General features: G+C 34.8%; 15 protein-coding genes. 10 read left to right on the plus strand and 5 right to left on the minus strand.

Annotated features, from left to right (window positions below):
- Positions 1 to 43: 43 nt before the first annotated feature.
- Together ACODST_RS21765 and ACODST_RS21770 are read right to left on the minus strand one after the other, a co-directional pair.
- On the minus strand, positions 44 to 271 hold the full coding sequence (locus ACODST_RS21765; RefSeq protein ID WP_012026986.1) for a DUF8828 family protein: 228 nt from the start codon (positions 269 to 271) through the stop codon (positions 44 to 46).
- 27 nt (positions 272 to 298) lie between these two features.
- A complete protein-coding gene (locus tag ACODST_RS21770) occupies positions 299 to 1,687 on the minus strand; it encodes an MATE family efflux transporter (protein ID WP_488934195.1) in 1,389 nt (462 codons plus the stop codon).
- Between the two features lie 190 nt (positions 1,688 to 1,877).
- On the opposite strand from ACODST_RS21770, the gene ACODST_RS21775 reads away from it, so the two are divergent.
- Positions 1,878 to 2,396, plus strand: coding sequence for a hypothetical protein (locus ACODST_RS21775; protein ID WP_488934196.1), 519 nt, complete (start codon positions 1,878 to 1,880; stop codon positions 2,394 to 2,396).
- Positions 2,397 to 2,763: 367 nt separating this feature from the next.
- On the opposite strand, the gene ACODST_RS21780 is transcribed toward ACODST_RS21775, so the two are convergent.
- On the minus strand, positions 2,764 to 3,642 hold the full coding sequence (locus tag ACODST_RS21780; protein ID WP_488934197.1) for a PPK2 family polyphosphate kinase: 879 nt from the start codon (positions 3,640 to 3,642) through the stop codon (positions 2,764 to 2,766).
- Positions 3,643 to 3,776: 134 nt separating this feature from the next.
- Between ACODST_RS21780 and ACODST_RS21785 the strand changes: the two genes are divergently transcribed.
- From ACODST_RS21785 to ACODST_RS21820, 8 genes are all read left to right on the plus strand, one after another.
- On the plus strand, positions 3,777 to 4,421 hold the full coding sequence (locus ACODST_RS21785) for a hypothetical protein (RefSeq protein WP_488934198.1): 645 nt from the start codon (positions 3,777 to 3,779) through the stop codon (positions 4,419 to 4,421).
- A gap of 19 nt (positions 4,422 to 4,440) precedes the next feature.
- A complete protein-coding gene (locus ACODST_RS21790) occupies positions 4,441 to 5,277 on the plus strand; it encodes a DUF6929 family protein (RefSeq protein ID WP_488934199.1) in 837 nt (278 codons plus the stop codon).
- 345 nt (positions 5,278 to 5,622) lie between these two features.
- Entirely contained in the window at positions 5,623 to 6,123 is a 501-nt protein-coding gene (locus tag ACODST_RS21795) for an RNA polymerase sigma factor (protein WP_488934245.1), read from the plus strand.
- Positions 6,124 to 6,125: 2 nt separating this feature from the next.
- Positions 6,126 to 7,094, plus strand: coding sequence for a hypothetical protein (locus tag ACODST_RS21800; protein WP_488934200.1), 969 nt, complete (start codon positions 6,126 to 6,128; stop codon positions 7,092 to 7,094).
- Positions 7,095 to 7,171: 77 nt separating this feature from the next.
- Positions 7,172 to 7,570, plus strand: coding sequence for a TonB-dependent receptor plug domain-containing protein (locus tag ACODST_RS21805; RefSeq protein WP_488934201.1), 399 nt, complete (start codon positions 7,172 to 7,174; stop codon positions 7,568 to 7,570).
- A 95-nt stretch (positions 7,571 to 7,665) separates the two neighbouring features.
- Positions 7,666 to 8,253: an LURP-one-related/scramblase family protein gene (locus tag ACODST_RS21810; RefSeq protein ID WP_488934202.1), complete on the plus strand. Its 588-nt coding sequence runs from the start codon at positions 7,666 to 7,668 to the stop codon at positions 8,251 to 8,253.
- A 113-nt stretch (positions 8,254 to 8,366) separates the two neighbouring features.
- Positions 8,367 to 9,083, plus strand: coding sequence for a 3-ketoacyl-ACP reductase (locus tag ACODST_RS21815; protein ID WP_488934203.1), 717 nt, complete (start codon positions 8,367 to 8,369; stop codon positions 9,081 to 9,083).
- Positions 9,084 to 9,182: 99 nt separating this feature from the next.
- The gene (locus tag ACODST_RS21820; RefSeq protein WP_488934246.1) at positions 9,183 to 9,689 is read left to right on the plus strand and encodes a hypothetical protein; all 507 of its coding nucleotides are present in this window, start codon (positions 9,183 to 9,185) and stop codon (positions 9,687 to 9,689) included.
- A gap of 116 nt (positions 9,690 to 9,805) precedes the next feature.
- Here ACODST_RS21820 and mtaB read toward each other — a convergent pair whose 3' ends face one another.
- Positions 9,806 to 11,140 (minus strand): tRNA (N(6)-L-threonylcarbamoyladenosine(37)-C(2))-methylthiotransferase MtaB, encoded by a 1,335-nt coding sequence (gene mtaB / locus ACODST_RS21825; protein ID WP_488934204.1) that lies wholly within the window; start codon positions 11,138 to 11,140, stop codon positions 9,806 to 9,808.
- Positions 11,141 to 11,644: 504 nt separating this feature from the next.
- On the opposite strand from mtaB, the gene ACODST_RS21830 reads away from it, so the two are divergent.
- Positions 11,645 to 12,169 (plus strand): hypothetical protein, encoded by a 525-nt coding sequence (locus ACODST_RS21830; protein WP_488934205.1) that lies wholly within the window; start codon positions 11,645 to 11,647, stop codon positions 12,167 to 12,169.
- An 80-nt stretch (positions 12,170 to 12,249) separates the two neighbouring features.
- Here ACODST_RS21830 and ACODST_RS21835 read toward each other — a convergent pair whose 3' ends face one another.
- Positions 12,250 to 12,780, minus strand: coding sequence for a GNAT family N-acetyltransferase (locus tag ACODST_RS21835; protein ID WP_488934206.1), 531 nt, complete (start codon positions 12,778 to 12,780; stop codon positions 12,250 to 12,252).
- Positions 12,781 to 12,782: the final 2 nt, after the last annotated feature.

The following is a 12,782-nucleotide window of genomic DNA, read 5'->3' on the forward strand; positions in this document are numbered from 1 at the left end:
GAATTGCGTTGTTATAGTTGAAAATAAAACGTTAAGAATAGTTTTATTCTTCGTAACGGTTTACCTCTCTGTCGTAAAACTCATTTGCTTTTTCGATCAAACCTTCCATTTCAGCATTTAATTCTGCTTCATCAAGATCTTCGGCTTCTTCTAAAAATTCAACCTCATCATCTTTTAAATTGATTATAAATCTTGGATAATCCAGGTGAATGATAAAAATATCATCCGGAAAATCAGTGTTGTCTCCAAGTAAAAATTTAGGTAATTCCATTTTTATTTTAGTTTTAAGTATTTCAAATTACATATTTGAAACTGAATTAATATTTAATTTTTTATTCGTCAGATAGTGAAAGCGAATGTATAAAAATGTCGCGGCGGCAGTTAGTCCGGCCAAAAGTCCAATCCATACGCCCTGCGCTTTCAGAGAGGTATGTTCTCCCAGGTAGTAGGAAATTGGGAAACCGATAATCCAATAGGCCACAAAGGTAATATACATGGGTATTTTTACATCCTGCAGTCCTCTTAAAGCTCCTAAAACCACTACCTGAACTCCGTCTGAAATTTGAAAAACCGCCGCAATAATCAGCAGTTTGGAAGCAACTGCTATTACTTCGGTATTATCCAGAACCTGTCCGGTATTTTCCATATTCAAAAAGATGTGAGGCAGATAATTATGAAAAACAATAAACAGGATCGCAAAAAAAGTTTCGAGTATAACAGCCAGTAAAAAAATAGAGCGGGCTACAATCACGAGTTTTTTGAAATCATTTAATCCTCTCTGGTTACTTACCCGGATCATAGACGTTACACTTAACCCCATCGCAAACATAAAAGTCATCGAAGCCAGACTCAAAGCAATCTGATTGGCAGCCTGACTGGTTTTTCCAATATTTCCGCAAAGCCAGATCGAAGCGGTAAATAACACCACTTCAAAAAGCATCTGCATTGCAGACGGAAACCCGATACTGATAATCTTTTTTATAGTGGCTTTTTTGATTTCATCAAAACTGAAACCTTTAAAGAAACGTTTTAAATCTTCTCTTCTGGACAGCATAATATGCATAAACATAACCAGAAATATTCTTGAAATAACAGTGCCCAATGCTGCCCCGATAATACCCATTTTTGGAAAAAACCAGACTCCGTAAATCAAAACATAATTGATTCCCACATGCAGTACATTGGCCATTACCATAGCGTACATAGAATATTTCGTCAGCGACATCCCGTCAGCAAATTGTTTATAACCCTGATACATAATTAAAGGAATCAAAGAGAAAGCCACCCAGCCCAAATAGGGTTTTGCCAGTACAATTACATCGGCAGGCTGTTTTAATAATTCCATTACAGGTTTTGCACACATAATAACACCAAAAAGCACCAATCCTAAAATGGTACATAAAAATAAACCGTGGTGAAAAGCGGAACGGATTTTACCATCATTCTTTTCGGCATCGCCTTCGGCTACAATTGGGGTAATTGCGGTTGAGAAACCGATTCCCAGTGACATGGCAATAAAGATCATACTGTTTCCTAATGAAACCGCCGCCAGTTCAGTACTTCCGATTTTTCCCACCATAATATTGTCGACTATACCAATTAAAGTATGGCCAACCATTCCTAAAATAACAGGATAAGCCAATTTTAAATTATAGGAAAACTCTTTTGTGTACTGCTGTAAATTCACTTGTATTCTTTTTTAGTGCGCAAAGATAATCAGAAGCTTCGAATTCTGTCCTATTAATAAAAATATAAGCCAATCTTAAGCCTAAAATTGACAGACCATAATATTATATAACGATTTTTAAAAATTATATAACAAGCTGCAAAGGCCTCTATTCTACTTTTACATTATTAATAATTCAAAAATATTTGCCATGAGAAAGTTTCAGTTTATATGCCTCGCTGCGTTTGCCATTTTATTCACCAATACAACTTTTGCTCAGGACAATGCAGCAACAAATTACGATCAGGGATTTAGATTAGGTTTTGGACTAAACGGTGGTATTCCAACCGATAATGATTATGACTGGTCGCTTGGCGGGGACGTTCGTTTACAATATGACTTATCTAAAAAGACCTCATTAACACTGACAACAGGTTTTACAAATTTGTTTTTAGGAAAAGATGATTTAGGAAATGACATTAAAGATTTAGGATTTATTCCGGCTAAAGCTGGTTTTAAAGCTTTTATCTGGGAAGATCAGTTCTATGTATTAGGTGAAGTAGGTGCTGGTTTTGCAGTGACAAATGGTTACGACGACACTACGTTCTTATGGGCGCCGGGAATTGGATATGCTAATAAATACATTGATATCAGCCTGCGTTACGAGGACTATCAAAAATTCAAAACCAATCAGGTAGCTTTACGTCTCGCCTACGGTTTTGATTTATAAAAAGAAAGGTTTATTTTATTTTTTTGTTTTTGGTAACAAACCCGGAAGTTTCATAGTCTTCCGGGTTTTGTATTTTAATCCGGCTGCAGATTCTTTTTAAATTACTCTTCACTTTATATAACCTACTTTTTCTTTAAAGCAAACCCGACAGGTTTTTAAAACCTGTCGGGTTTAACTTCTGATGCTTAAAAAACCATTAAACTTCAATCTTAAAACGGTTTGTAAGTTCATCCAGATAAAACCTGACAAGTTTTAAAAACCTGTTAGATTTCGCTATTCAATCCTGTAAAATACTCTGAACCTTTGTCGCTTTGCAGCTTTGAACCTCAAAAGAAAACGACAGGTTTAACTTCTAATTCAACACTACTTACTCCTTTTCTAGTGTTTTCTTATAAAGTGCAAAATTAGCTTTGATCTTATCATCCAGTTCCGGTTCTTTTATATCGGTATATTGTTTCATTTCTTCCCAGATAATTTTGGCTACGATATAACGTGCCATTTCTTTATCATCTGCCGGAACAATATACCAGGGAGCGTGTTTGGTCGAAGTTTCATTTATCGCCTCTTCGTAATACTGCTGGTATTCGTCCCAGTGCTCCCGTTCTTTTAAATCTCCGGGAGAAAACTTCCAGTGATGCTTTTCTTCTTCCAGACGGCGTAGTAAACGCTGACGCTGTTCTTCTTTACCCAGATGCAGGAAAAACTTCATCACAATCGTTCCGTTCTGTGCTATGTGTTTTTCAAAATTATTAATTTGTTTAATTCTCCTTTCCCAAAATTCGGGTGTAATATCCTCTACAGCTTTTATATCCGGTAAATTCTCTGCCAGAATATATTCAGGATGTACACGGGTCACCAAAACATTCTCATAATGCGTTCTGTTGAAAATAGCAAACTTGCCTTTTTCCGGTAAAGCAATATAATGACGCCATAAATAATCATGTTCCAGCTCTGTTGAATTTGGGGTTTTAAAACTATGCACCACTACTCCACGCGGATTAAATTCTTTAAAGACTTCCCTTATCAGACTATCTTTTCCTGCGGTATCCATTCCCTGAAGGCAGATCAAAACGGAGTATTTATTATGAGCATACATGACATCCTGAAGTTCACTCAGTTTAGCCTGAACCTTATCGAGTTTTTCTTCTTTCTCATCATCATCAGCATCTGTTTTTAATAAGGTTGGAATTTTACTTAGTTTGATTTTATCTGTAACTTTAAAATCTTTCGGGTCTATTGATTTCATAATTTCAAAATTTGTATCATAAATATAGTAATTTTACGAATTCTGGTAACTATCGCAATTGTTCTTCAGCCTATTAATTTAGGTTTTGTCAATCCATTTTTAAAAGAATAATTTAAAACATCTCCAAATCTATAATGACAAAAAGTTTTCTGGTTTTATTTTTTATGGCATTTATGACAAATGCCCAAACAAATCCCAAAGTCAGTATTGAGGAATTAGTGTCGGATTTTATAAGAGATCAAAAAATCGACACGATTATCACTTATGAAAAAATTTCTCCCGGAAATACTATCATTATTTTAGAACCTCCCTCAGATGAAAAGGATACTTGTTTTAATGATTTAACTAATCATCCAGTTTATCTCTTTTGGAAAAAAGAAGGTAAAGTTTATATGACGAAGATTAATTATTGTTACGAGTACGCTGTTATAACGCTTGAAGATTCCTCCTTTTGGGAAATGTATTTCTTGAATAAAACCGCCATCGATAACGAAAAAGTAAAACCTTTTGAATACATAACTGTCGAAAAAACCAAAAAAGTAAGATACACTATAGGTATAAGTCATTCAACTTTACAGAAATTAGGTATCCTAATAAATGGAGATAAAACAGAAAAATTATTCGATATATTTGATTTGCAAAAAGAAAGCGGAGGCCTGATTAACCTCAATTATAAAAACAATATAAACCTGAAGAGCAAAAAAATCACTGATATTCTGGAAAAGATAGTCAGCGAAGCAGAAACAAACGACAGGTTAAAAAAAATAAAATCAAGATAATCTAAAGACATAACAATTCATGGAAAAATTCACCTTAGAAATAGTATTTCAAATCATCGGAATCGGTTCGGCATCAGGATTATTTTATAATAACGATGCACTTTATGTCATTGGCGACAACAGTGGATTTTTATACGAATACAACATACAGAATCAGCAGTTAAACCAGCATGCCCTTATCGACAATCCGACACAGAACATCCCTAAAAACCTAAAACCCGATTTTGAATCAATTACACATCATAATGACACTCTTTATGTTTTTGGTTCCGGTTCAACGGAAAACCGAAACAAAATGATTGAGTTTGATTTGAAATCTAAAACCGTTTTACAAAAAAATAATCTGGTAGATTTATATGCTTTGATGCAGAGCTTCGGCGAAATAAAACCGGAAGATTTCAATTTAGAAGGGGCTGTTTTCGATGGCGAAAACTGGTATCTATTCAATCGCGGCAATGGTATTTCAAATAAAAACACCATTTTTACGATTCATGCCAAAAGCCTGGGAGATGAATTTGCCCTGATTTCTGTAAACTATAAACTGCCCAAAATAAAAGGCGTTCGTTCCAGTTTTACAGACGCTGTTCTGGTTGAAGATAAAATCTATTTTCTTTCGACTGCCGAAGACACCAAATCAACTTATGACGATGGCCAGATCTTAGGAAGTTTTATTGGCCGAATCGATCTTAAAACCATGAAAATCGATTTTACGCAAAAAATTACTTCAACTAATAAATTTGAAGGTTTGACGTTCTATAAAAAAGAAAATAATAAAATTGAGTTTTTACTTTGTGAAGATAATGATACAGAGCTTTTAGAAACTAAGATTTATAAATTGACTTTGCCTGTTAAATAAAACTTTGTGAATCTCGGGGGAAAAAATTATTCCACAAAGATTCGCAGAGATTTTCGCATAGAAACACAAAAGTTTTCAATTACAATATTAACGTAGAGACGCACTGAAGAGCGTCTACGCAAAGAATGACAAAATAGAATTTGTAAAATTATTGCGGATTCTCTAACGTTAGACGCACTGCAGTGCGTCTCTACAGAAAAAAAACCTTTGTAACTTTGTTTCTTTACAACTCTGAACCTTAAAAAAAATTTTCATCATCGTCCCAACCTTTTTATCTTTTTATCTCTCTATACAAGAAAGACAACAATTGTGATAAACGAGACTCAAATAGCAAACTGTAAAAAAATGCACCGTGATGCCCAGCGTCAGGTGTACGAATACATGGCGCCAAAGTTGTACCGCCTTTGTAAAAGATATTTAAAAAAGGAAGAAGAAATTGAAGAAGCCCTGGCCGATTCTTTCTTTACTATTTTCACCAAACTCGATCAGTTAAAAGAGGCTTATGCATTTGAAGCCTGGGCCAGAAGAATAACTGTAAACCATTGTCTGGCCACGATTCGAAAAGAAACCAACTTCAATATGTATTTAGACGACGTAAAAATGCTTTCTCAGCCTTCTGTCGGCGAACTGAATACATTAGAAGAAGAAGATTTACTTAATTTATTAAACCACATTCCGGACGGCTGTAAAACGGTGTTTAACCTTTTTGTTATTGAAGGTTATGCTCACAAAGAAATAGCCGAAATGCTGAAGATCTCCGAAGGCACCTCGAAATCACAATTGAATGCCGCTAAGACCAAACTGAAAGAACTGGTTAATAAACTGTATTATCAAAAAGCAAAATAGTCATGGACAATCAAGATAAATTATTCGATAAAATAAAACAAGCTTCGCAAAATGCCGAGTTTAAAGGCTTTCCCGAAATGGAAAAAGTCTGGTCACGTGTGGAAGATAAGCTGGACCGAAAGGAAGATAAAAAAACGATCGTATTGTGGAAAAAAATTGCCGTTGCGGCCTCTTTTTTATTACTTGTTTCTTTAGGGTTTCAATTTTTTAAAACAGATCAAAATGCAGCTGTTGAGGCTACTAAAGTGGTAATAAACGAGCCGGAAAAAAAACCTGTTCAAAATGCCGAGGAAAGCAATATGACGGTTTCGGCAGATTCCCTTTTAGTACCCAGAGAAGAAGCTCTTAAAATTCTGGACAAACAAATTAAAGGGCAGACAAATGTAGCTGTTCACGAAATAAAGACTCCGCCGCAGTCAATAATTAGTCCTCCTGTTATAACCGAAAAAGCCAGTTATGATGCCATAATGGCAACACCAGCACCAATGCCTGTGCAGGAAGAAGAAAAACAGGAAGAAAATATACTCTCAAAGTCTAAAATACACACAGAACCTGATTCTAATTTTACAAAAAGAGCCCCAAAAGAAGCTTTTAGTGCCACAGAAAAACAAGTTCCCTCAGCCCGAAAAAGTACTCCTCTGGTTGTGCTTAACGGAAATGCGATGGCACATAGCAACGATGCCCAAAAAGATAAAATGATGCAGGACGAACTTCCTAACTTAAACCCGGAAAATGTAGACTCCCTTGTAGTTCTGGATGAACCGCTCTACATTATTGACGGCATTTATTATTCAGAAAATGATTTGTTCGGGAACAACCCAACAAGCCCTTACGCACCTCTGGACAAACAGGATATCAAAACCATCACTATTTTACAAGACCTGGAAGCTACTTCAAAATACGGAGAAAAAGGCAGAAAAGGAGTAGTTATCATCACCACTAAAACGGGAAAACCATCTCAGAAAAAATAAATCTGATTCTCAAAATCTTTGCCGGAGTCAAATACTCTGGCAAAGATAAAACACACTTTTTATTAAAAAACATCATCATGAAAAACGTAAAACTTCTTTCATCTGTCCTTTCTATGCTTATTTTTTTCATCACCAGTGCACAGGAAAAAAAAGCTTCCGAAAACAATTCAACAGCAACAAAACTCACAAATCAGTCTTCTTCCATTTCAAGAGACACTATTCCGGAAGTTCTGGTTTCTCCCAATTCTCTTACTCCGCAGACTAAACCTTCCAGAGTTTTCATATGCTCAGCATACAGAACTTCTATGAAAGAACCTTTATATGTTTTGGATGATGTTATTATAAATACCGTTGAGTTCTCTAAAATAAATCCCAATAATATTGAATCTGTAAAAGTTCTAAAGGGTAATGAAGCGATCGCAGTTTATGGCAGTCAGGCTTCAAATGGCGTTGTCATTATTGTCAGCAAAAACTGATTTCTAAAAAACGGTCAATTAGTTCACAGGACAATTCAATTCATAAATATTTTTTTACATTTGAAGCTAATTCTAAAAGCTAATTTTATAAACGTATGAACCCAATTTTAAGCCAGAATCTATTTTTAGTAAAAGAACATATCGGCATGTTTAAAGCCGCCAACAACTATGACATTTACGATCCGCAGACGAATCAGATTATCATGAACTGCCGTGAAAACAATCTGGGCTTTTTTACCAAAATATTTCGTTTTACAGATTATAAAAGAGCCACTCCGTTTGATATCGAGATTACAACTGCAGCAGGCGAAAAATTAATTTCGGTAACAAGAGGCGTTGCGATTTTCCGTTCAACAGTAGAAGTTTTTGATGAAAAAGACAGACTGATAGGAACTTTCAAACAAAAGTTTTTCTCTATTGGCGGTAAATTTGAAATTTTAGATCCAAATGGAAAACCTGTTGCCACACTGCAGGGAAGATGGACTGGCTGGGATTTTAAATTTTCACACGAAAACAGACAGCTGGCTCAGGTAAGTAAAAAATGGGCCGGACTTGGAAAAGAATTTTTCACCAGTGCCGATAATTATGTACTTCAAATTGAAGAAACTGTCTCGCCTGACAGTCCGCTCAGACAATTAATTCTTGCTGCTGTTATGTGTATTGACATGGTTCTGAAAGAATAATAAAGTTGTTAAACTTACATTAAGAAAACCTCTAAAAGCATCATTTTAGTTTTCAAAAGCTTTATTTTTGTTAGACTTAAAATGATGCTTTCTGCATTTCTAAAAATACAATCATGACCGACTTAAAGAATAAAAATGCACTTATTACAGGTGCTGGAAAAGGAATTGGAAAAGCTGTTGCCATTGCATTGGCTAAAGAAGGCGTAAACTTAATTCTGGTTTCAAGAACCCAAAACGACATCAGTCAACTGGCAGAAGAAACTTCAAAACTGGGCGTAAAAACTATGGCTATTTCTGCCGACGTTTCAGATATTAATTCTATCAACTCTGCAGTAGAAAAAGCAATCACTGAATTCAAAAGTATTGACATTCTAATCAACAGTGCCGGAATTGCTTCTTTTGGAAAGTTCTTAGAATTAGAACCTGAAGCCTGGGAAAGAATTATTCAGGTAAATTTAATGGGAACCTATTACACAACTCGTGCTGTAATTCCAAATATGATCGAAAGACAAACCGGAGATATTATAAATATTTCTTCAACGGCAGGTTTGAACGGAAACGCATTGACAAGTGCTTACAGCGCGTCTAAATTTGCGGTTTTAGGTCTCACGGATTCTTTGATGCAGGAAATGAGAAAACACAACATTCGTGTAACAGCCTTAACGCCAAGTACAGTAGCCACAGATATGGCCAAAGACTTAAACTTAACCGACGGAAATCCGGAAAAAGTGATGCAGTCTGAAGATATGGCCGACTTAATTATTGCACAGCTAAAATTAAACCGCAGGGTTTTTATCAAAAACAGCAGCATCTGGTCTACTAATCCTTAATAAAAATTAAATTCCAAATTTTTGAAATTCCAAATTCCAAAACACTATAGAAACTGGGATTTGGAATTTTAGTACTGGATTTTTTTTAAAACAATTATGATGGAACATTATTTAAGACAATTGATTGCCATAGAATTTCAGGATAAAAAAGAAATTTTTACGGGTTTTCTAATTGATTATTCTGACGATTGGATTTTACTTCGAAACAATCCTGTCGATTACATTCTGGATGGTTTTGTAATTCTTAAAAATAAAAACATAGAAGCTGTTCACAGAGATCAGGATCTGGCTTTTACAGAAAAAGTGATTCGCCTGAAAGGGTTAAAAACGAATGCTGAAGATATTATTCCTATTCGTGATTTAGAGTCAATTCTAAGCTATATCAGTGCTAAACATGGGATTTTTCAGATTTCTAAAAAATCATCAAAATCAGCTTATCTGGGAAAATTAATTTCTCTGACAAATGAAGAACTCCTGATTGATTTTCTGGACACCAAAGGACAATTTGGCGGAGAATTAGCTTTTAATCCTGAAAAAATAAGGGTCATTGAATTTGACACCGATTATATCAATTCGTTGAAACTGGTTATTCAGGATACTAAATAGCATAAAAACAAGAAAGTCCTTTTTTATAAAGGACTTTCTTGTTTTATACTGATTACACAAGGCAGTTTTCAGGCTGTCCTTTAGAATATTTTCTCCCGAAATATCAAACTTTACATTTAAACTTCTGCCAGTTTATTTAAAAACTCCATACGAACACTTCCGTCTTCATCAATTTTGGTTAGATTGATTTCGTGCAGTGTATTTATTAATTCAGGATTCCATGGTGTTTTTACTTTTACGTAATTTTCGGTAAAACCATGAATATAACCTTCTTTGTTTTCTCCTTCAAACAAAACGGTTCTGTTTGTTCCCAACTGGCTTTCGTAAAAAGCACGGCGTTTTTTAACAGATAAACCTCTCAGCATTTTGCTTCGTTTTGCCCTTACATTAGCCGGAACAACTCCCTGCATAGCGGCTGCTTCTGTATTATCTCTTTCAGAATAGGTAAAAACGTGTAAATACGAAATATCCATTTCATTTAAAAAATGATAGGTTTCTAAGAAATGTTCGTCTGTTTCTCCCGGAAAACCTACAATTACATCCACTCCAATACAGGCATGAGGCATCACTTCGCGAATTTTATTCACACGGTCTGTATATACTTCACGTAAATAACGGCGTTTCATTAATTTTAAAATATCGTTGCTGCCTGACTGTAGCGGAATATGGAAATGCGGTACAAAAGTTCTGCTTTTTGAAACAAAATCAATCGTTTCATTTTTTAATAGATTCGGTTCAATAGAAGAAATTCTTAAACGTTCGATGCCTTCCACTTTATCTAAAGCCTGAACTAAATCCAAGAAAGTATGTTCGTGTTTTTTATTTCCAAACTCTCCTTTTCCGTAATCACCAATATTTACTCCGGTTAAAACAATTTCACGGATATTCTGCGCCGAAATTTCTTTGGCATTTTTAAGTACATTTTCCAAAGCATCACTTCTCGAAATTCCTCTTGCCAGCGGAATGGTACAATAGGTGCATTTATAATCACAGCCGTCCTGAACTTTTAAAAAGGCACGGGTACGGTCACCGATAGAATAACTTCCCACATAAAAATCAGCTTCAGCAATTTCGCAGGAATGCACTTCACCCATATCATTTTTACTTAAGTCATGAATATAATCGGTGATTTTAAACTTTTCTGTAGCTCCAAGAACCAGATCAACTCCGTCAACTGCGGCTAGTTCTTCGGGTTTCAGCTGTGCATAACATCCTACCGCGGCTACAAAAGCTTTATCATTCAGCTTCATTGCTTTTTTGACAACCTGCTTAAACTGCTTGTCAGCATTATCTGTTACGGAACAGGTATTGATGACATAAATGTCTGCTATTTCTTCAAAATCTACACGATCGAAACCTTCATCCTGAAAATTTCGGGCAATCGTTGATGTCTCTGAGAAATTTAATTTGCAGCCAAGCGTATAAAAAGCAACTTTTTTTCTATTTTCCATGGGAATACACTACATTTATAAGTAGTAAGATATTATATTTACATCTCTTTTAAAGAGTTTGCAAATTTACATACAATATTCTTTAAAATAAAATCAATAATAGACTATATATCAATATTTTGCATTAAACATCTGTTTTTGATGGATATTTAAAACTATATTAGTAAATTAACGTTCATAAAAATCTTCCTGTTGAGACAGGCTCTAATTTTTTGATTCGATAAGAATAAAATGACAAAAACATCGATTAAATGCAAATTTTATCGATTAACTACATTTTTTAACTGTTTAAATTTAAATTTTCTTACATTTAACTTTGTTTAGATATTTGGGCTGATTTAATCAGGAATCTAAAAAAATTACGTGTTTATATTAATATTATAACAAATCATGCATAACAATTTTGAATTTCAACCGTTATGTTGTTGTTTTGTTATTAGAAACAAGGGGAACGCCGAAAACCAGAAAGAGTAGGCAACAATTAAAAAAATTAAAAACTCCATTATGAAAGCATTTTTACCCACAATCTGCTTGATGTTCTTAACCATTTTTAGTTCGCAAGCGCAAACTAATGCACCAGCTGCACCTGCTAATCCTTTTCCATCTATTAGTACTTTGACAAATTGGGCTAGTTTAAATTCCCAGTCACAGTTTGACATTGCTATTCGTGCTGTTGGATTTAAATTTGAAGTAAAAGAGCCAGGTGCTGAATCTACTGCATATACTTATATTCGTAAAGTAACTGTAAATGATGTGAACTATACAGACAGAATCGTATACAGAATTACTAATAATAACTCTGCAAGTATTATTTCATTGGTAACGGCTTCTACAGACTTAGTAAGTTTATACACGCCGCAATTGGCTACTTTTAAAAATAACAATTGCAAAACTGAAATGTCTAAAGATAAAAACACTACCTGCAGCTGTTACGAAAGCGCTAATTTCGCTATCGATCTTTGCGACGAACGTGTAAAATTAACAATGGGCGACGGAAACAAATATTTTGTTTCGGTAGCAAAAAAATAATTCAAAAGAAACCACGTTTTCCAAATCTTTGCAGGCTTCTCAGCTTTCAAAGATTTGGAGCGGATTTCTTTAAAATGGTTTTATAAGTTTGGATTTTTGATCTCGTACCAGACTTCTGTTTCTCCTTCATATTCAAAAGAGTTTACATATTGCAAGCCCAGTTTTTCGAGAATTTTTCTTGAGTTTTCATTGCCTTGATCCGCATAGGCGTACAATGCCTCAACTTTCATTTCTCTAAATGCATATTCTATAAAAGCTTTTCCAGCTTCACTTGCATAACCTTTCCCCCAGTGTTTTTCGATAAAACGATAGCCAATTTCATAAAAATCTTTATGGTTATTTATCTCATAATCGATAAACTTAATTCCGGACCAGCCAATAAATTCATTGGTTTCTTTCAGTATCACGGCCCAGCGTCCGGTTCCAAAATCCTTGTACTGCTGCTGAAGATTTTCAATGTATGCTGCACTCTGCTCAATAGTAGTAACGGGTTTATTGCCCAGATAAATATGAACATTAGGATTAGAATCCAGCTCGAACATTCCATCCAAATCAGAAATAACAACTTCTCTTAATACTAAACGTTCTGTTTCAAGTGATTTTTTCATCATAC

The organism is Flavobacterium sp. FG19, assembly GCF_057809475.1.